Source organism: Pseudoalteromonas sp. 5Ae-yellow, assembly GCF_014077565.1.
Classification (GTDB): domain Bacteria; phylum Pseudomonadota; class Gammaproteobacteria; order Enterobacterales; family Alteromonadaceae; genus Pseudoalteromonas.
Window position 1 is genome coordinate 20,970 of sequence record NZ_JACGWD010000043.1, and the last position, 19,002, is coordinate 39,971.

At 38.1% G+C, this 19,002-nt stretch carries 17 protein-coding genes and 2 tRNA genes; 8 read left to right on the forward strand and 11 right to left on the reverse strand.

The genetic code is table 11. The features are described 5' to 3' along the window. The first annotated feature begins 1 nt into the window (after position 1). On the forward strand, positions 2-442 hold the full coding sequence (locus tag H4J63_RS12530) for a VOC family protein (protein WP_182196891.1): 441 nt from the start codon (positions 2-4) through the stop codon (positions 440-442). Here the strand turns inward: H4J63_RS12530 and H4J63_RS12535 are convergent. Together H4J63_RS12535 and H4J63_RS12540 are read right to left on the reverse strand one after the other, a co-directional pair. Beyond that, positions 439-1,431 (reverse strand): two-component system response regulator, encoded by a 993-nt coding sequence (locus H4J63_RS12535; RefSeq protein WP_002961438.1) that lies wholly within the window; start codon positions 1,429-1,431, stop codon positions 439-441. The genes H4J63_RS12530 and H4J63_RS12535 overlap by 4 nt on opposite strands. A 3-nt stretch (positions 1,432-1,434) precedes the next feature. Further along, a complete protein-coding gene (locus tag H4J63_RS12540; RefSeq protein ID WP_182196893.1) occupies positions 1,435-4,767 on the reverse strand; it encodes an MHYT domain-containing protein in 3,333 nt (1,110 codons plus the stop codon). A gap of 316 nt (positions 4,768-5,083) precedes the next feature. Between H4J63_RS12540 and H4J63_RS12545 the strand changes: the two genes are divergently transcribed. After that, complete coding sequence (locus tag H4J63_RS12545; protein ID WP_182196894.1) at positions 5,084-5,782, forward strand: M48 family metallopeptidase; 699 nt, start codon at positions 5,084-5,086, stop codon at positions 5,780-5,782. A gap of 87 nt (positions 5,783-5,869) precedes the next feature. On the opposite strand, the gene H4J63_RS12550 is transcribed toward H4J63_RS12545, so the two are convergent. Continuing rightward, positions 5,870-5,954 (reverse strand) — tRNA-Tyr (locus tag H4J63_RS12550). Positions 5,955-6,002: 48 nt separating this feature from the next. Beyond that, positions 6,003-6,087, reverse strand: a tRNA-Tyr gene (locus H4J63_RS12555). Positions 6,088-6,199: 112 nt separating this feature from the next. On the opposite strand from H4J63_RS12555, the gene H4J63_RS12560 reads away from it, so the two are divergent. The 3 genes from H4J63_RS12560 (at position 6,200) to H4J63_RS12570 (ending at position 8,319) form a co-directional block, all read left to right on the forward strand. Beyond that, on the forward strand, positions 6,200-6,727 hold the full coding sequence (locus H4J63_RS12560; RefSeq protein ID WP_182196896.1) for a VC2046/SO_2500 family protein: 528 nt from the start codon (positions 6,200-6,202) through the stop codon (positions 6,725-6,727). 179 nt (positions 6,728-6,906) lie between these two features. Continuing rightward, positions 6,907-7,209: a DUF6172 family protein gene (locus H4J63_RS12565; protein WP_002961433.1), complete on the forward strand. Its 303-nt coding sequence runs from the start codon at positions 6,907-6,909 to the stop codon at positions 7,207-7,209. Positions 7,210-7,401: 192 nt separating this feature from the next. Further along, positions 7,402-8,319 carry a diguanylate cyclase gene (locus H4J63_RS12570; protein WP_138489334.1) on the forward strand — a complete coding sequence of 306 codons (918 nt, stop codon included), beginning with the start codon at positions 7,402-7,404 and terminating at the stop codon, positions 8,317-8,319. Between the two features lie 74 nt (positions 8,320-8,393). Here H4J63_RS12570 and H4J63_RS12575 read toward each other — a convergent pair whose 3' ends face one another. The 3 genes from H4J63_RS12575 to H4J63_RS12585 form a co-directional block, all read right to left on the reverse strand. Continuing rightward, complete coding sequence (locus H4J63_RS12575; protein ID WP_182196898.1) at positions 8,394-8,873, reverse strand: YchJ family protein; 480 nt, start codon at positions 8,871-8,873, stop codon at positions 8,394-8,396. Positions 8,874-8,911: 38 nt separating this feature from the next. Next, a complete protein-coding gene (locus H4J63_RS12580) occupies positions 8,912-9,346 on the reverse strand; it encodes a SulA-like leucine-rich domain-containing protein (RefSeq protein WP_002961428.1) in 435 nt (144 codons plus the stop codon). Positions 9,347-9,644: 298 nt separating this feature from the next. Then, positions 9,645-10,109: a tetratricopeptide repeat protein gene (locus tag H4J63_RS12585; RefSeq protein WP_182196900.1), complete on the reverse strand. Its 465-nt coding sequence runs from the start codon at positions 10,107-10,109 to the stop codon at positions 9,645-9,647. Positions 10,110-10,227: 118 nt separating this feature from the next. Between H4J63_RS12585 and H4J63_RS12590 the strand changes: the two genes are divergently transcribed. Then, the gene (locus H4J63_RS12590) at positions 10,228-11,520 is read left to right on the forward strand and encodes an NCS2 family permease (RefSeq protein WP_002961426.1); all 1,293 of its coding nucleotides are present in this window, start codon (positions 10,228-10,230) and stop codon (positions 11,518-11,520) included. Positions 11,521-11,600: 80 nt separating this feature from the next. Here the strand turns inward: H4J63_RS12590 and H4J63_RS12595 are convergent, their stop codons facing one another. Beyond that, positions 11,601-12,359 carry a hypothetical protein gene (locus H4J63_RS12595; RefSeq protein ID WP_024594743.1) on the reverse strand — a complete coding sequence of 253 codons (759 nt, stop codon included), beginning with the start codon at positions 12,357-12,359 and terminating at the stop codon, positions 11,601-11,603. A gap of 324 nt (positions 12,360-12,683) precedes the next feature. Here H4J63_RS12595 and cysB point away from each other — a divergent pair, with 324 nt between their 5' ends. Continuing rightward, on the forward strand, positions 12,684-13,661 hold the full coding sequence (gene cysB / locus H4J63_RS12600) for an HTH-type transcriptional regulator CysB (protein ID WP_002961670.1): 978 nt from the start codon (positions 12,684-12,686) through the stop codon (positions 13,659-13,661). Between the two features lie 76 nt (positions 13,662-13,737). On the opposite strand, the gene H4J63_RS12605 is transcribed toward cysB, so the two are convergent. The 3 genes from H4J63_RS12605 to pabB form a co-directional block, all read right to left on the reverse strand. Further along, positions 13,738-15,114 (reverse strand): L-serine ammonia-lyase, encoded by a 1,377-nt coding sequence (locus H4J63_RS12605; RefSeq protein ID WP_165742756.1) that lies wholly within the window; start codon positions 15,112-15,114, stop codon positions 13,738-13,740. A gap of 101 nt (positions 15,115-15,215) precedes the next feature. Then, positions 15,216-15,791 carry a CoA pyrophosphatase gene (locus tag H4J63_RS12610; RefSeq protein WP_182196901.1) on the reverse strand — a complete coding sequence of 192 codons (576 nt, stop codon included), beginning with the start codon at positions 15,789-15,791 and terminating at the stop codon, positions 15,216-15,218. Positions 15,792-15,797: 6 nt separating this feature from the next. After that, the gene (pabB, locus tag H4J63_RS12615) at positions 15,798-17,156 is read right to left on the reverse strand and encodes an aminodeoxychorismate synthase component I (protein WP_182196903.1); all 1,359 of its coding nucleotides are present in this window, start codon (positions 17,154-17,156) and stop codon (positions 15,798-15,800) included. Between the two features lie 155 nt (positions 17,157-17,311). Between pabB and H4J63_RS12620 the strand changes: the two genes are divergently transcribed. Beyond that, positions 17,312-18,838, forward strand: coding sequence for a fumarate hydratase (locus tag H4J63_RS12620; protein ID WP_165742758.1), 1,527 nt, complete (start codon positions 17,312-17,314; stop codon positions 18,836-18,838). The last annotated feature ends 164 nt before the right edge of the window (positions 18,839-19,002 follow it).

Consider the following 19,002-nt stretch of genomic DNA (forward strand, 5'->3'; position numbering starts at 1 on the left):
TGTGAATAATACAAGCATACCGAAATTATCTGGCATTGATCATTGCCATTTAAATGTTGATAACTTAGCTAATGCCGTTAAGTGGTATGAACAGGTTTTAGGTTTTAGCGTAGTGCCAGAGCTTACCTTTTGGAATGAGCATGGGCGAGGCCCTTTAACGCTTGAAGATGCTTGTTCAACCACTCGTTTAGCATTGTTTGAAGGAGAGGGGCGCAGTAAAGGGATTGCATTTTTGGCCTCAGGAGATCAATTTATTCAATGGCGTATTCATCTTGAGAGTTTAAATATAAAAGTAGTTTTAGCAGATCATGGTGTAACGTTTTCTATGTACTTTAAAGACGAAAGTGGCAATAGCCATGAAATTACGTCACATGACTATCGTTATATAAAATCTTATTACCCAAATATTGAGCTTGGCTCTCACAGTGCTAAAAAGAATTAGCTTTCTTGATTTGCATTTTTTATAGCAATAATATCGTCTAAGTTTTTTACTAATAGTTCGATTAGAGCGGGATCGAAATGAGTTCCTGCTTGCTCTTGCATATGCAAAACTGTTTTCTCTACGCTCCAAGCCTCTTTGTAAGGGCGTTTTGAGGTAAGTGCATCAAATACGTCAGCTATAGCAACAATTCTACCTTCAACTGATATTTCTTCGCCTTTGATCCCGTTAGGATAGCCTGAGCCATCCCATTTTTCGTGGTGTTCAATTGCAAGCGTATGTGCAAGTTGTAGTAAAGGAGATGATGAGTTTGCTAAAATTTGCGCGCCAATGGTGGCGTGTTCTTTCATATGATCAAACTCTTCAGAGGTTAACTTTCCAGGTTTGAGTAGGATAGCATCAGGGATACCTATTTTTCCTACATCGTGCATTGGGGCAGCTTGACGTAAAAGTTCTGCTCGTTGCTCATCCATACCGAGTGCTAACGCTAATACTTTACTGTATTGGCTCATGCGCACAATATGTTCACCCGTGTCGGTGTCTTTATATTCCGCTGCACGGCCTAGACGTTCTACTAAATCTACATGAGCTTGCTTTAATTGCTCTGCTTGTACTAGCGACAAGTGAGTATTAACCCTTGCTCTTACAATGGCAGGGCTTATTGGTTTAGTAATATAATCTACTGCACCTAACTCAAAACCTTTGTATTCATCGCTTTCATCGCCAAGCGCAGTTACAAAAATAATTGGGATATGTGATGTTTTAGGATTTCTCTTAACAATTTGGCACACTTCAAAGCCATTCATATCTGGCATCATTATGTCGAGCAAAATTAGCTTTGGTAGTTCTTTTTCAAGTAGTGCTAGTGCGGCATCACCCGATTTAGCAAACGACATACGATATTGATTACCTAACACTTCGCGCATTACTTTTAGATTTGCAGGCTCATCGTCAACAATTAATACCCGTGGCCTATCTGTCGTAAAATCCATTAATTAATACTCATTGTTTGTTAGTTTTTCAAGTAAGGTTTCTAGTATTACGTGTGCTTTATCAAAATCAAATTCATCAAAGGCTTCGGCTATATCATCAACTTCATTTTGAAAGGTAGAAGGTGCGCCGCGTTGCAACTTTGCGAGTAGTTCATCATTTAATTCTGCGTTTTGCGCATCTTGATGAAGTGTTTCACACAATTGCTTAATCTCATCTATTGATAGAGTGTCTGAGCTATTATCTTCAGGCTTGCTATTTGGCTCATCGCAAGTATTTGATGACAGCAGTTGCGTTATAATAAGTAGTTCGTTTTTGATATCGTCTAAAAGACTAATAACTTTAGCATCACTTTGCTTGTGCTCTAAATCGGTTAATAACTTCATTAACGTTGTTAGCCCTAAGTTACCAGCAACACCTTTGAGTGTGTGAATGAGGCTATCGACATCTTTTATGTTTGATAATTTATCATTAAATAATCTCTCAAACCGCTTATCACTATCACTAACAAACTTAGTAATCTCTGTAAGTTGCTTACACTTAGAACCCCAAAGTGCTAATCCTTTTTCAAAATCTATATGCTGCGCTTTAGGATCGCTTTGCGATATAACCATTTCTTTTGCAATACCAAGCCCCAGCACTTGCGCTATTTCTTGGTTTAGTTGGTTTATATCAATAGGTTTATTGGCAAAGCCATTCATGCCTGCTTTTTTAGCCGTAAGTTTATCTTGCTGTAATACGCTTGCTGTGAGCGCTATAATTGGCGTGTACTTAAGCTGCCTTTGGTTTTCTATTGCTCTTATTTTTTGTGCTGCTTGTATGCCATCACACAATGGCATATGTATATCCATTAAGATGACGTCAAAGTCTTGTTCTTCAAAAACTTTAATCGCTTCAAGTCCGTTTGACGCTTTAGTAACTGAATGCTGGTCGCGTGACAGAAGCAAAGACAGTAGTTCTGTATTTTGCTCTATATCATCAACTACTAGTACTCTAAGTGCAGGCAGTTGGGTGTGTAGACCATCAAAATAATCTATTTTAGATTCGTCACCTAAAGTAAGCGGCAATGAAAAGTAAAAACAGGTGCCTTTACCTAGCTCACTTACTAAGTTTATTGTTCCGCCCATAAGCTCTACAAGTTGTTTACTTATGGTTGTACCAAGGCCTGTACCACCAAAGCGGCGGGTAGTCGTGCCATCGGCTTGCTCAAAAGGTTGAAACACTGCTTGAATACGATCTTTTGCAATACCAATTCCGGTATCCTGCACTTCAAAAAACAGATGCTGATTTTGTGTCATGCCAACGGTGACCGTAACAGAACCTTCTGCGGTGAACTTAATCGCGTTACCAATTAGATTAGTGAGTACTTGTCTGAGTCGATCTGGGTCGCCGTAGTACGTAGAACTTACTGATTCTTTAATATGGAGTTTAAGTTCTAAATCTTTCTTTTTAGCTTCTAACCAAAAAGTAGAAATAATACTGTCTATCACTGGTTTTAAGCTAAAGTGGACTGGCTCAATGGTGAGCTTGCCGCGTTCTAGTTTTGCAGAATCGAGAATTTCATTTAACAATCTTAGCAATGAACGCGCTGCATTATTTACGGTAACCAAGTGCTTTTGTTGTTCTTGATCAAGTGGGGTATCCATTAATAGATCGCTAAAACCTATTATAGAATTCATTGGTGTGCGGATTTCATGGCTCATATTAGCCATAAAAGATTGCTTTGCATGAGCAGCTTCTTCAGCTTTAAATTTAGCTTGCTCTAGTTTTTCTTCATATTCTTTGCGTTCAGTAATATCGACTAAGACACCATCAATCCACTTTGGGTTGCCTTGAGTATCAAAGTCGATACTCCCTTTATCTAACAACCACAAAATTTTGCCATTTCTGTGTCTAATTCGGTATTCAATAGAATATTGAGACTTTGCATCAACAGCTTTAGTGACTTCATCAACTATTTGTTTTTGGTCTGATTTCAAGACCAAGTCATTAAACTCGATACAATGCTCTGTAAACTCATTTGGGTTATACCCTGTAAGCTCAATTATATTTGGACTAATAAATAACATAGTCCAGTTGTCATCAAACTTGCATCTAAACGCGACTCCGGGCATGTTATCGATAAGAGAGCGGTATTTTTGTTCTTTCTCTTCTAAACTTTGCTGCAAAGCGCGTTGTTCGGTCAAGTCGGTGATAAAGCCAACATATAAAGGGTTATGGCCCGGCTGATTTACTTCGCCTATACCTAAGCGAATAGGAAAAACATGTCCGTTCATGTGTTTTGCATATACATCACGGTTTATGCCTATTATTTTACCTAGATCAACATTGTGAGCATTTAAGAGGTATTCGTCGTGGTGCTTGGCAATGTTATCGTCCATTAGCATTTTTACGTTTTTGCCTTGAACTTGGTTTTCTTGCCAGCCAAAAATTTTACTTGCGGCTTCATTAAAACTTAAAATAATACCAGTATGGTCAATGGTAACAATGCCATCTATAGCGGTGCCTAAAATAGCATTTAGACGGGATTCTTTTGCCGACTTATCCTCAAGTAGCATGCGATAGCGAACCATACCATTTATTACACCAACCACGCTTGTAATCGCGATAGTTGCTGTGGCGACTGCAATGGCGATAAAAGTTAGTCCTGCGGTTGCGTTAGCATCATCATAGATTAGTGGCGATGTAGCTACAAAACGTGTAGCGGCCATACCCATATAGTGCATACCAGCAACAGCACACCCTAAAATAACAGCGCTAATTGAGTTATTTTGAAGAGGTGATAAAGAGGGTAAAAAACGCTCAAGATTAAAGCGACTGTAAAGGGCTATAAAGGATAGGGCTACAGCAACAATGATTGATAACGCAAATATCAATGGATCATATCTAAGTAAAGGAGCAAGATCCATTGCAGCCATGCCGCTATAATGCATAGTGCCAATGCCAGCTCCTAGTAACACGGAGCAAATCGACAATACTTTTAGATTCCCTTTACTATTTACTAGCATTGATACAGCGTACTGACATGCTATAAATGCTGGTATAAAAGAAAGGAGAGTGATTGTTGGATCATAATCAATATTAGTACACAGTGAAAAGGCAAGCATACCAATAAAGTGCATACTCCAAATACCAGCCGAAAAAACAGTAGCAGCGGTCACATTTGCTAAACGTTGGTAGCTAGGAAATTGAGTTTCTTTTGCGAGCTCTATAAGCCGAATGGTGAAAAAGGCTGCAAAAATAGCAATTAGCAATGACATTGAAACTAATAGAGGATCGTAAACGCCATTAATGATTAAGCTAGGATCTTGGTCTGTGATAAAAAAAGCTGATAACATAATGGCTCAAAATATAATCTTTATTTATCAAGTTTAATCTAATTAATTAATAAATAAACTGTTAATTCAATGAAGTGATTAAAATAACGAATTTATTACTTTTAGTTTTCTTTTATTTATCAGGCATTAGTTTTTTAGTTGGTGTTTTTTATTCTAATGTATTGCCTGTCACAGGACTAAGTTAGATTTATATGGTCATATTTAAGTTTCTATCGAGTAACCTTAATAAAACTAATGAATTGGCTTAACTAAGCGAAAATTACACTTTATTTGGTTTTATTAATTGCTGGTGAATTTTCTTGTAGCAATATCATTAATGAGTATGAAAGTGTTTGAATATCAGTTAAAGAAAAGTATAAAACGTAAAACGGTTGCCATTAAAGTACATAACAAGAAGGTGACTGTATATGCCCCTCAATTTGTTAGTAATAAACACATCCAAGAATGGCTTTTTGATAAGCAGGTGTGGGTAAATGCTCAATTAACTAAACAGCACAATATTGCTGATAGCAGACAGAACCCGCCCAAAGACAAACAAATTTTAATCTTTGATAGCATTGTAAACATAGAATTTAAGCAAGGTACTAAGTCCGAAGTACTAAACTGTAACGACAGCTTGCTTATTACACACTCTTCGCGCGTTAAAAATACTTCGCAAAAATATAAGCAACTTCTTGAAGAATATTTAAAAGAGCAACTAACTGCATATATAGAAATGCGTTTAGCGTACTTCTGCGCACAAATGGGTGAAGAATTACCTACGAGTCTAAAAGTAGCTATTTATAAGCGAAAGTGGGGAAGTTGTAATAGTAAGCGAGAGCTAACATTTAATTTGCATTTAATCGGAGCGCCTTATCATGCTATTGATTATGTGATTGTCCACGAGTTAGCGCATTTACGTCACTTAAACCACAGCAAAGCTTTTTGGCAACACGTTGAGCATTTTTTTCCTAATTATAAAGCATCATCAACATGGCTAAAGAAAAACAGTATGAATTTACAATGGGTGTTTTGAGGTTAACCTGAATATAGGAATATAGGAATATAGGAATATAGGAATATAGGAATATAGGAATATAGGAATATAGGAATAAAAAAGAAGTGGTGGAGGGAGCTGGATTCGAACCAGCGAAGGCTGAGCCGTCAGATTTACAGTCTGATCCCTTTGGCCGCTCGGGAACCCCTCCACACTATTTTGTTACATTTGGCCCCACTTAACTTAGCGGTAAGAAAAGTGGTGGAGGGAGCTGGATTCGAACCAGCGAAGGCTGAGCCGTCAGATTTACAGTCTGATCCCTTTGGCCGCTCGGGAACCCCTCCAATGCAACGGCGCTGATAATAGCAAATTGCGTATTTAAGTAAAGAAAAAAGCTAAAGAAAATTGAAATAAAGCCGATAAATATCTATCAGTTACCACAATCGACTAAAGACTATGCAAATAGATGATTTGTTAATCACAGAGAGTCAGTTAAACAGTAGGCTCAATAATAGTGTGCATGAAAATCGCCGTGGCGAATTTTCTCTATTATTAGCGATGCTGTCACATGACGCACTCGACTTTAGCCAATTTCATTTACCAAAAACTGAAATAGATAATTTAGTTATAGAAGAAGAGGCATTAAGAAAGCAATTTGGCGCAGGTACAAAGCAACTTTTAGCCCCTGATGAATACAATATGTTGGTTGGACAGTTTAATGCCTCATTAATATCTCAAGAAGGGGAGCGCTGTGGTATGACAAGTATTAAGTTAAGGCAATGCTTAAGCCCTGAACCACTTGCGATTAGAAATGATGATAAGCATATTCCACTTAATATAATAGATAACTGTGAGCTTGCTGTCAGAAGAAGAATTAAAAGCGAACAAACACAATTAGCGAATCCCCCTATAAATGCAGTTGCTTTTTACGACAGCCTAAATAGTGATGCAATACATCAACCACTTCAGCTTATTGCGGTGTGATATATGATTGTAATAATCATCAGTTAATATATGCTTTATAACGGGTCTGCTTTATATATTTGCTAATAATTGATTTAATGAAAAAAAAGCATCCAAAAATTAAATGCAATTGCTATAATGGCGTCAAATGGTATGACATGAAATGCCATTATCATTAAACCAAGGTAATTAGGAACGTAATGAAGAAAACATTCACGCTAAATCACGAGAAAATCAAATACCCTCGTATGGTTGATGCTGCAAAGCACGAAGTGAAAAAATATTTGAAAAGAGAGCGTAATAAAACGCTACCTGAAGATGCTGACTATTGGGCATTTGACTGTAAGTTTGGTAACACAGCTGAAGATGCGCAAGTTGTGCACGTTGCTGAATTAAGTAACCAAATTGGCGAAATTGAAAAGCAAGGTTTGACCTCTTTCTATGTAGAGATTTTAGCTCGACCTGCTCAACGTCAGCAATTAGATTTAGATGATGACGAATAATACTTAACTAATAAAGTATTCAAAGTTATAAAATGAGCCCAAGTGGCTCATTTTTTGTTTTTATGCAATAAAGATTTACTAAAAAGCATTTTTATTAATAACCAATAAGTAGAATCCCTCTTAATTAACATTTGCATAACAAAATGTGATGCTATAGGCTGTTTTTAATTAAAAAAACAAAACATTTTTACTATGCCAATAAATTACTCTGACCATCAATTAAAACTAAGTTTAAAGAATTCTAAAGTACTTATAGTTGACGATCAGTTATTAAGCTTAATCGTATTAAAAAAAATATTATCTGAGCATTTTAATGTGACAACAGCTGGAAGTGGTGAAGAAGCAATTGAAATTTGTAATGTAAATGTACCCGATATAGTCCTACTCGATATTAGTATGGGTGGAATGAGTGGTATTGATACATGTTTAAAATTAAAAAATAATACTGAAACACAGGATATCCCAGTTATTTTTGTTACATCCTTTGAAAACGAAGAAGAAGAGTGTTGGGAAGCCGGAGCTGTTGATTTTATTAAAAAGCCGATTGTAAAAGAAACACTATTTAGAAGGGTTCGTGCCCATATAACGTTAAAATTACAACACGACTTACTCAATCAAAAAGTATTTTTAGATGATTTAACTAAAGTATTCAATCGCCGTTATTTTGATGCACATTTTTCTAAAATGGAACGAAGCGCCTTACGAGAAAAAGTTGACTATGCATTATTACTCATCGATATAGATTATTTTAAGCAATACAATGATATCTATGGTCATGTGCAGGGGGATACGGTGTTAAACCTAGTAGCACAAACTATTACTAATAGTTTGCAAAGGCCAACCGATTTTGTTGCGCGTTATGGCGGCGAAGAGTTTGTAGTTGTTCTACCGCATACAAGCACTGAAGGTGCAATTTGTGTTGCTGATAAAATTAAACAGAATGTGGCCGATTTAGGAATATTACACAAATATTCAGAATATGATTTTGTGACTATTAGTATTGGCGGTGCAACCCTACAACCATACGTAAATAACAAAAACACGTTGCAGATCGCAGATGAAAAAATGTATGAGTCTAAAATGCAAGGGCGTAACAAAGTGTGTTTTTAAGTTTAGTTAGCTAATAAATCACTCTGCCACTTAAAAACACTTTTTAGATGATAAATATTAAATAAGATTATTTATTACATGCTATGACATTTTTTGTACTTTTTATTGCTACCGCATGGGCAGTCATCATTTCTGCCTACTTTAATATCTTCAACAGGATATATAGTGCCATCTAAATAACGCCATTGGGTGCTTTCTTTAATAAACTGCGATTTTTCGTGAAGCTCACAAAATAAGTTTTGATAAAAATATTGGGCTTTAAATTCTACAGTTCCAGTATCGCCATCATGGCTTGAGTCAATTAAATCAAGATTTATAAATCGACAGCTGTTAGCAAAATCATTGATTTCTTTAACCGGGTTTTCAGCTTGTTTTTCTTTTGCGTAGGTTTGATAAACATATTTTGCATTTTTAATAACATAAGCACTGAATCGTGAGCGCATAAGTTGTTCAGGAGTGTCAGCTTGCTTTACAGATAAGTGAAGCGGCTCGCAGCAATCGGCATAATTGTGCCCACTGCTGCAAAAACATAATGTGGTATTGAGTGAAGTCATAATAATAATACAGAATCTAAAACATTAGTTTAACAAGCTTATTGAGCGAGTGGTATCTCTGTTGTTTGAGCGTTTTTAGTAAAACAGTATAGTTTTGTATTTGTTTTACTTAAATCGAACGATAGATTTGTAAGTAGTTGGTTATTAACTATATCGGTCCAGGTAATTACAGCTGCAAAGTTTCCATTATGTAACGCAGAATTTAATACATACTCTAGATTTACTAGGTGCTTCTGTCTAATAACAAGTAATTTACTTGTATCAATAGAGCATGAGTCAAGTAAAGCTTTGCTCGGTACATGATCTGGCGCAATTAATAACGTCCATGCATTAGAGCTATTGTATTGGTGTAATACTTTTAAAAGCTCAAAGGTCGCTGAAATTTCATCTTCAATTTGGATCAAATTTACGCAATCGCTTTGCTCGTCTTGTTGGTAACTTTTAACTGTTCTTACGGTAATAGGCTGTAACATAATTTCACTCACTGGGTTTTTATACAGTATTCATATACAGTAGTTTATACAGTGCTTTCGTGCAAGCATTTTATGCTATTTATTTGTACAGTTATTCAGCTTTTGATCATTGTTTTTTGTTTTTAAATCTATAATTCTTTATTAATCAACTTGTTATAGGCTTGCTTTTAAGAGGGTATTTTTAAAATAAACTTTTGAGTCATGTTTTCATTTGTGGGTTTTATACTGTGTAGGAGTATCTTTGTAACTATATACAGTATTTTTCAACACTGTATACAGTACTTATAACTTAATTAGTTTATGTGTTTTCACTGGTGCGAGGGATCATATGAGAAAACTGGAGTTGGTGGATTTGTTCGTACAAACTTGCTGCATAACATTGAGCATCTTTAAATCGCTTAGTTTCGATATGTTTGCGTATATCTGTAACCGCTGTAGTGGCAGGTGCGTACCCTTGGCTACTCGCTAAGCTCAACCACGCTACAGCATGAAATACACTTTGTGGCACGCCTTCACCTTTTACAAAAAATAAACCTAAATAAAACTGTGCTCTATGGTTTCCTGCCATTGCAGCAAGGCGCATCCATTTTGCAGCCAATGGAGCTTGATTATTTTTTAAATAATATAGGGCTTTATTAATAGTACTTTGCTCATCTTTTTTATTATCAATGGGCGCGGGGCTGCTTTCTGGTTGAGTAACAAAACCTAAAATGTTGTCTAGCTGTTGCTCTAAGTCTTGCTCACAAGGTGTTGTTTTAAGCATATTGGTTCATTTATTATTTTAACTACTTTAACAGTTTAGTATATAGCAAGGTAAAATGTCCTGTAAAAGATAATTTTTATGTTAAAATCTCGTCACTTTTTACTATCACAAGTTTATTATGTTTGAAGCCTTATTTAAACTCAGCGAAAATAACTCAACAGTTAAACGCGAATGCGTTGCTGGCCTAACTACCTTTATCACTATGGTATACATTGTATTTGTAAACCCGGCTATGCTTGCTGAGGCAGGGATGGACCAAGGGGCTGCATTTGTAGCTACCTGTATAGCAGCTGCGATAGGCTGTTTTATAATGGGTTTATGGGCTAATTATCCATTAGCATTAGCGCCTGGTATGGGACTAAATGCTTTTTTTACGTATGGCGTCGTATTAGGAATGGGTTATACCTGGCAAGCCGCATTAGGGGCTGTTTTTATGTCGGGTTGTATATTTTTATTTTTAAGTTTATTTAAAGTCAGAGAATGGATTATTAATGCCATACCTCTGGTGCTCAAGCGAGCTATCGCAACAGGTATTGGTGCTTTTTTAGCCTTAATTGCCCTTAAAAATGCAGGCATTATTGTCTCAAGCCCAGCAACACTAGTGCAATTGGGCGACATTACTTCCCCAGGCCCATTATTAGCTATATTAAGCTTTTTTGTAATTGCAGCGCTTTTATACCGCGATTTTAAAAGCGGTGTACTTATTAGTATTTTATTAGTGACAGGCATTGCACTAAGTTTAGGGCTTGTTGAATATCACGGTGTTATGGCTATGCCACCATCAATAATGCCTACTTTTATGCAACTAGATTTTGCCGCCGCTTTTGATATATCAATGATGAGTGTTATTTTTGCATTCTTGTTTGTCGATCTTTTTGATACTTCGGGTACATTAGTTGCGGTCACTCAAAAAGCTGGTTTAGCTGATGAAAAAGGTAACATGCCTCGTTTAGGGCGCGCACTAAGTGCTGACAGCTCTGCAACAATTGCAGGTGCGATGCTAGGCACGTCTACGACTACATCGTATATAGAATCGGTTGCTGGTGTTTCTGTTGGCGGACGTACTGGCTTAACGGCTGTAGTTGTAGGTATTTGCTTTTTACTAATGATGTTTTTTGCACCGCTTGCACAAATGGTACCGGCTTATGCTACGGCAGGTGCTATTTTATATGTCGCTGTACTGATGTTACAAAATTTAAAGTTTGTAAATTGGGATGATATGACCGATGCAATTCCTGTTACTGTGGTATTACTAATGACACCATTAACGTTTTCGATTGCGCACGGTATTGCACTTGGCTTTATATCTTATACAGCGGTAAAAGTATTGTGTGGTAAGCAAGATCAAATCAGTATTAGTGTTTGGATATTAACAGCCTTGTTTGTTTTCAAGTTTGCATTTTTGTCTTAATGACTAACAAAGAGACAAAAAAGCCTGCATAAATTTAATTTGTGCAGGCTTTTTTAATACTTATTTTTAGTATAAAAACGCTACCATTTCTTTTTAGGAGCAAACAATATATCTAAGTCGTCTTGCTCTTCTTCTGTTTTCTTTTTAAGTGCGCTTGCATTAGAAGCTCTTAGTTCAACACTAATTGCTTCTAAGTAACCTTCAACTTCTTGGCGTTTTGTTGTTACATATTCATCGGTGTATGTAACTGCATTGAGCGTTGCCTGTGCTTTTTCAAAATACTGCCTTGCAGAGCCAACCATACTCGCTGAGCGGGCAGATAAGCCACGTTTTATTTGGCTTTCGATATTAATACGCAGTTGTAGTTTTTCAAGACGTTTATCTTCTAAAACAAAAACTTGGCTATCAATACGACCTTTATTATGTTCAGAGCGTAAAATTGAGCGTAATTTTTTAATACCTTGAATTAGGCCAACAAGCTGCTTGTCATTACTCGGTAGCGTTAGGGCTTCACTGCTGTTGTCTAGAACTGCATTGGTGAGGTGCGTTTTAGCCTCACCTAAGCGGCTTTTGAGTGCTTTGGATGTTGGCGAACTAGTAACCATCGTGTTTAATGCTTCGTAAATACGGCGTTGCAATACACGGATTATATTTTCAGAAAGAGGTATATTGGCACTATTCATTAGTGCTTCTTCTGTTTCTTCTATTATAGCTTTTTGTTTTGTTAGCTCTTTGCGGCGTTCCGCTTCTTGTTTTTCTTTGTGTTGTTGTACAGCACTTACCCAAAGTGCAATCACAATCAATGCAACTATAAGCACTATTATAATAGAAACGATCATGGTGTAATTCTCGGACATATAACCTAATTATTTAATCTTACATTAAATATACGTTAACAGGGTAGCTTTGCGCCGATTAACTTAAAAAATACACCAAAAAATTGATAGGTTGAGCTCTTTATAAACCGTAGTCACCCTAAGGGCTTATAAACTAAAGCTGAATAAACATCGCTACCTCAAGCATATTTATTATGCTAGCCTTGAGCTCTAATCAGATAATTGCACACCTAAAGACCTAAAGTGATATTTTACGCAAATAACACTTGGTTTTAAGCGGTATTGCCTTTATAAATAATATGAATAATAACGTTAAAATTTGCAGCCATGAAATTACAACAACTCAGATACATCGTAGAAGTACAAAATCATAAATTAAATGTTTCAGCGACTGCTGAGAGTTTATTTACCTCGCAGCCAGGAATTTCTAAACAAGTACGCATGTTAGAAGATGAGTTGGGTGTACAAATTTTTGGTCGCAGTGGTAAACATTTAACGCATGTAACCGGTGCTGGCGAAGATATAATTAATATTTCTCGTGAAATACTCTCCAAAGTAGAAGGTATTAAAGCCGTTGCTAATGAGCATACGTTACCTGATCAAGGTAAGTTAAATATTGCCACAACACATACCCAAGCCCGTTATGCTTTGCCTAACGTTATTCAAGGGTTTATGAAAAAATACCCTGCGGTATCGCTTCATATGCACCAAGGCACTCCACAGCAAATATCGGATGCTGCAGCACGCGGTGATGCCGACTTTGCTATTGCAACAGAAGCACTGCATTTGTATTCAGATTTAGTTATGTTGCCTTGTTATCATTGGAATCGCAGTATTGTTGTTGCTAAAGACCATCCGCTCGCTAAAAAGGCAAATAGTTTAACTGTTGCTGACATTGCCCAATATCCACTCATTACATATGTATTTGGTTTTACGGGCCGCTCAGAGTTAGATAAAGCATTTAGCGCACACGGACTTGAGCCACACATTGTATTTACTGCAACCGATGCTGATGTTATAAAAACATACGTACGACTGGGTTTAGGAGTTGGTGTTGTCGCTTCAATGGCGATAGATCAAGTGAGCGATACCGATTTAGTGTGTATTGATGCAAGCCACTTATTTGAAGCAAGCACGACCAAAATTGGTTTTAGAAAGGGCAGCTTTTTACGTACTTACATGTATGATTTTATTGAACGTTTTGCACCGCACTTAACTAAAGAGCGCGTAGAGCGAGCAAGCTTGTTACGTAACCAAGATGACGTAGATAAGTTATTTGCAGATATAGAGTTACCCGTTAAATAAGGTGATTGCATTGAACGAACAATAAAAAAGCTGCCTATTTTAAAATAGGCAGCTTTTTCTCTTTATAGCGAGCTGATTAACATTCGATAATATTAACTGCTAATCCACCGCGAGCGGTTTCTTTGTATTTGGTTTTCATATCGTTGCCGGTTTCAAGCATGGTTTTAATCACTTTATCAAGTGATACCTTTTGCTCTCCACTGCCACGAATAGCTAAACGTGAGGCATTAATTGCTTTAATCGCGCCCATTGCATTGCGTTCAATACACGGCACTTGTACTAAGCCACCAACAGGGTCGCACGTGAGGCCTAAATTATGTTCCATACCAATTTCTGCTGCGTTTTCTACTTGCACAACATTGCCACCAACAATTTCTGTTAATGCGCCTGCTGCCATAGAGCACGCAACGCCAACTTCACCTTGGCAACCTACTTCGGCACCCGATATAGAGGCATTCTTTTTATATAAAATACCAATAGCAGCAGCCGTTAATAAATAACGTGTGGCTATATCGCGGTCTACTTCTTTCACAAATGTGTGATAGTACATAAGTACAGCTGGTAAAATCCCCGCAGCACCATTAGTTGGTGCGGTAACTACACGGCCACCTGCCGCATTTTCTTCGTTTACGGCAAGGGCAAATAAATCAACCCAGTCCATTGCACGAAGTGGGTCGTTACTGACTTCTATATTTAGTTTTAAGTATAAGCTAGGCGCACGGCGCTTTACTTTTAAGCCGCCAGGTAAAATACCTTCTGTACGCATACCACGGTCAATACAGGCCATCATTACTTTCCAGATATGAAACAGCGTGTCTTTTATTTCATCTTCAGTACGCAGTGTTTTTTCGTTCTTCATCATCAAGCTTGAAACACTAAGCCCTGACTCTTTACACATCTCTAGTAGCTCTTTTGCGCTACTGAAAGGGAAAGGAGCTGGGTTTTCTTCTCTAATATCAACGGCTGCTTGTTTTTCGTTTTCAAACTCTTCATCAGTAACAATAAAGCCACCGCCAATAGAGTAATATACTTTGCTGTAAACTTTTTCGCCGTTGTTTGAGGCGATAATTTCCATTGCATTAGAGTGCTTAGGCAGCGTTTTGCGACGATGAAAAACAATAGCACCTTGTTTTGGAAACTTAGCTTTGTGTGTTTTGTTTAAATAAATAACCTGATCTTTTTCGATGGTCGCTAAAATGTCGTCGACTAAATCGGCATCTATAGTTTCAGGGTCATAACCGGCTAAACCAAGAATTACGGCTTTACCCGAGCCATGGCCAACACCTGTTTGTCCCAAAGAGCCATAAAGCTCTACTTTAATATCGGTAACATTTGCTAATAATTGTTGTTCTTGTAGGTCATTAACAAATAAGCGTGATGCGCGCATTGGGCCAACGGTGTGTGATGACGAAGGGCCAATACCAATGCTAAACATATCAAATGCACTGATCATAATGTGTGTCTCTACTTTGTTTTATCAGCTCGAAGCTGCTCTTTGAACGGTCGAGCATGATAACGTGGAATTGTGATTGTGTAACTACTAATAACGAAGATTTAAACTGGTAAGGCGAGTTGTTTTGTAAAGTTTTTTATAATGTTTGCCGTCGCACCCCAAAGTAAACCATGCGGCGTTTTAAAACCTTGCAAAATAACCGTTTTCCCAAATCGTTGAAAAGGTAAGGGTTGCCAGTTAGCTTCGTTATTTAATTCAGTGACCGAGAGCAAAAAGCTCGCTTGTACTTCATTATAGTCATTTTCCCAGGTGGTGTCTTTTTTGAGTAAACCTACATAGGGGCTAATACTAAAACCCGTTAAGGTTGAATACTCAGGTAAGTGACCTAATACATTAACGTTGTTTTGGGCAATATTTAGCTCTTCTTTTAGTTCGCGAAGGGCTGTGGTGCGAAGGGTAATGTCGCTTACTTCAAACTTGCCTCCGGGCAAACAAATCTCCCCAGGGTGATGGTGTAAATAAGTAGGGCGTTTACACAGTAAGATATGTGCATGGTTATCTATATCAATAATGGGTAGCATAACAGCGCTAGCGCGTTTTTTACGTGTGTCTTTTAACTGATTTGGCGCAGCTGTAGGGCTTAACAGAAACCGCGCCATAATGTGTTCACTATTCAAAGCGACCTACTGTTTTAATAAAGGGAGGATTTTATTTACTTTATCGTAAGTTTCTTGATATTCCAATTCGACTTTAGAATCAGCGACTATTCCGCCACCTGCCCAGCAGTAAATTTGCGCTTTGTGGCACACCAAGGTGCGAATAGTGATGCTCGTATCCATATTTCCACATGCACTTAAATAACCAATTGAACCACAGTAAATACTGCGCCGATGCGGCTCTAGTTCTTCAATTATTTCCATGGCCCTGATTTTAGGTGCACCGGTGATTGAGCCTCCCGGAAAAGCCGCTTTTAACTGATCGACCGCTGTTTTGCCTTCATCAAGTTCTGAGGTTACCGTGCTTACTAAATGATGCACTGCCGGAAAGCTTTCAATAGCAAAAAGGGAAGGGACGTGAACGCTGCCAGGTTTTGCCACTTTGCCTAAGTCGTTACGCAGTAAATCAACAATCATGACGTTTTCAGCGCGATCTTTAGCTGATGCTGCGAGTATTTGGGCTTGGCGTTGATCCTCCAGCGCATCCGCTTTTCGCGGCAGAGTGCCTTTAATAGGTTTGGTTTCTACAACGTTATTATTTACAGATATAAAGCGCTCAGGGGAAATTGATAAAATTGCTCCTTGAGGGTGATTTATAAAGCTCGAAAATGGCGCTTTATTTGCCTCACGCAGTTTAATATAAGCTGCCCAAGGGGAGCCTTCAAACTGAGCGTTAAAGCGCTGCGCTAAATTAATTTGGTAACAATCGCCACTTTTTAGATACTCCTCAATTTGGGCAAACTTTGCAGCGTATTCCGTTTCGCTCATATTTGATTGCCAGTCGCTGTTTAGGGCAAAGGACTGCGTATTAACTTGGGAGTTAGCGTGTGTATTTAAGTATTGCTCATAAAGCGCTAATCGATCGGTGTTTGGCTGCGATACATAAAACCAGCTTTGTTGCTGTTTGTCGTAAATAAGGGCATCTAAGTAAAGGCCAATAGCCATTTGGGGAAGATTAATGTCTTCAATAGCATGAGTGGGGATGTTTTCAATTGTACGCCCTAAGTCGTAGCCAAAGTAGCCAAGCCAGCCGCCATTAAAGGGTAAATCGTAATCGGCTTTTGTTTTAGCAAGATGCGAAAGCTCATTATTCATAATTTCAAAGCAGTTATCACTACTTTCTATATTATTTAAAAAGCTTTTATTATTTTTTACTTCAAGGGTACTTTGCGGCTCAATAGCAACAATATCAAAACGGCTGTTTATATGATTACTATTTGCAGAATCTAATAGAATTGCATAAGGCAAATGTGAAAAATGCGCAAAAACGTCAATGCAGTTTTGTGTTATGCCTAATTTAATACAATTTTTTTTATTGTTTAGCATTTACTGCCCCTTTAAGAACTGGCTCGAAACGGGCTGGGAGGGTATCATAAGTCAAATTTTTTGGTAGCACTAAGCTGCAAAAAACAGTGCAAACCACCGTCACCGGTTTGATTTAGATTACGCGACAACGCGTAACGGTAACTTAAGGAACCACTATGAGTACAATTTGTCAGCAAGACTTTATTGATAGCATTGAAGATGCATTGCAATATATTTCGTTCTATCACCCACTTGATTTTGTTCAAGCACTCGAAAAAGCGTACAACAAAGAACAAAGTAAAGCGGCTAAAGACGCCATTGCACAAATTTTAATTAACTCACGCATGTCGGCTGAAGGCAAGCGTCCACTTTGCCAAGACACCGGTATTATTACCTGTTTTGTTAAAGTAGGTATGGATGTTAAGTGGGATAAAACAGATTTAACCGTTCAACAAATGGTTGATGAAGGTACTCGTCGTGCATATTTGAATCCAGATAACCCTTTACGTGCATCTATTGTTGCAGACCCTGCTGGTACGCGTAAAAATACTAAAGATAATACGCCTTCGGTTGTGCATATTGATTTAGTAGCGGGTGGAAAAGTAGAAGTAATGGTTGCGGCTAAAGGCGGCGGCTCTGAAAACAAAAGTAAAATGGTTATGTTAAACCCGTCAGATGATGTTGCTGCATGGGTAGAAAAAACACTACCAACAATGGGTGCTGGTTGGTGTCCGCCAGGCATGCTAGGTATAGGTATTGGTGGTACGGCTGAAAAAGCAGCAGTAATGGCTAAAGAGTCGTTAATGGATCCGGTTGATATTCACGAGTTAATAGAGCGCGGCGCAGAAACAACTGAAGAAAAACTGCGTTTAGAAATTTTTGACCGTGCTAATAAATTAGGTATTGGCGCACAAGGTTTAGGCGGTTTAACAACGGTTGTTGATGTTAAAATTAAAACAGCACCAACGCATGCAGCTTCAAAACCTGTAGTAATGATCCCAAATTGTGCGGCAACTCGCCATGTACATTTTACGCTTGACGGTTCTGGCCCTGCTAATTTAAAAGCACCTAAACTAGAAGATTGGCCACAAGTAACATTTGAAGTGGGCGAAGGCACACGTCGTGTTGATTTAAATACACTGACTAAAAAAGATGTTCAAGAATGGAAAATGGGTGAAACCGTTTTACTTTCGGGCACTATTTTAACAGGTCGTGATGCAGCGCATAAACGTTTGCAAGATATGATCAACTCAGGTGAAGGTTTACCTGAGGGCGTAGACTTTGATAATAAATTTATTTATTACGTAGGCCCAGTGGATGCGGTACGCGATGAAGCAGTAGGTCCTGCTGGCCCTACAACAGCCACTCGCATGGATAAATTTACCGATATGATGCTAGAAAAAACAGGCATTGTAGGCATGATTGGTAAAGCTGAACGTGGCCCTGCAACGGTTGAGTCTATTAAAGAGCATAAATCTGTTTATTTAATGGCTGTAGGCGGCGCAGCTTACTTAGTATCTAAAGCGATTAAAAAAGCGCGTGTTGTAGCTTTTGAAGATTTAGGTATGGAAGCTATTTACGAATTTGAAGTTGAAGATATGCCAGTGACCGTTGCAGTAGACAGTGAAGGCGCCAATGCGCATACACAAGGCCCTGCTATCTGGAAAGCTAAAATTGAAGAGCTTGATAGCAAGCTAAAATAACGTACGTTTTGTATTTTTAAAAAGCGAGCCTAGTGCTCGCTTTTTTGTTTGCCCAGCGAAGCTGGCAAACCCGATAGGCTGAAAGATGCCTTATCACCCTGACTAAGGGGAAGATAATCTGAATGGCAAGGGCGTCACTGGCCAACGGTGGGGTCTGAAGGAAG

Bases quoted from the DNA above. Each gene is read 5' to 3' on its own strand.
- H4J63_RS12595 (WP_024594743.1), bottom strand. From the start codon at position 12,359: ATGATCGTTTCTATTATAATAGTGCTTATAGTTGCATTGATTGTGATT.
- H4J63_RS12540 (WP_182196893.1), bottom strand. From the start codon at position 4,767: ATGTTATCAGCTTTTTTTATCACAGACCAAGATCCTAGCTTAATCATT.
- H4J63_RS12570 (WP_138489334.1), top strand. From the start codon at position 7,402: ATGCCAATAAATTACTCTGACCATCAATTAAAACTAAGTTTAAAGAAT.
- H4J63_RS12580 (WP_002961428.1), bottom strand. From the start codon at position 9,346: ATGTTACAGCCTATTACCGTAAGAACAGTTAAAAGTTACCAACAAGAC.
- H4J63_RS12605 (WP_165742756.1), bottom strand. From the start codon at position 15,114: ATGATCAGTGCATTTGATATGTTTAGCATTGGTATTGGCCCTTCGTCA.
- H4J63_RS12590 (WP_002961426.1), top strand. From the start codon at position 10,228: ATGTTTGAAGCCTTATTTAAACTCAGCGAAAATAACTCAACAGTTAAA.
- H4J63_RS12545 (WP_182196894.1), top strand. From the start codon at position 5,084: ATGAGTATGAAAGTGTTTGAATATCAGTTAAAGAAAAGTATAAAACGT.
- cysB (WP_002961670.1), top strand. From the start codon at position 12,684: ATGAAATTACAACAACTCAGATACATCGTAGAAGTACAAAATCATAAA.
- H4J63_RS12560 (WP_182196896.1), top strand. From the start codon at position 6,200: ATGCAAATAGATGATTTGTTAATCACAGAGAGTCAGTTAAACAGTAGG.
- H4J63_RS12620 (WP_165742758.1), top strand. From the start codon at position 17,312: ATGAGTACAATTTGTCAGCAAGACTTTATTGATAGCATTGAAGATGCA.
- pabB (WP_182196903.1), bottom strand. From the start codon at position 17,156: ATGCTAAACAATAAAAAAAATTGTATTAAATTAGGCATAACACAAAAC.
- H4J63_RS12585 (WP_182196900.1), bottom strand. From the start codon at position 10,109: ATGCTTAAAACAACACCTTGTGAGCAAGACTTAGAGCAACAGCTAGAC.
- H4J63_RS12535 (WP_002961438.1), bottom strand. From the start codon at position 1,431: ATGGATTTTACGACAGATAGGCCACGGGTATTAATTGTTGACGATGAG.
- H4J63_RS12565 (WP_002961433.1), top strand. From the start codon at position 6,907: ATGAAGAAAACATTCACGCTAAATCACGAGAAAATCAAATACCCTCGT.
- H4J63_RS12575 (WP_182196898.1), bottom strand. From the start codon at position 8,873: ATGACTTCACTCAATACCACATTATGTTTTTGCAGCAGTGGGCACAAT.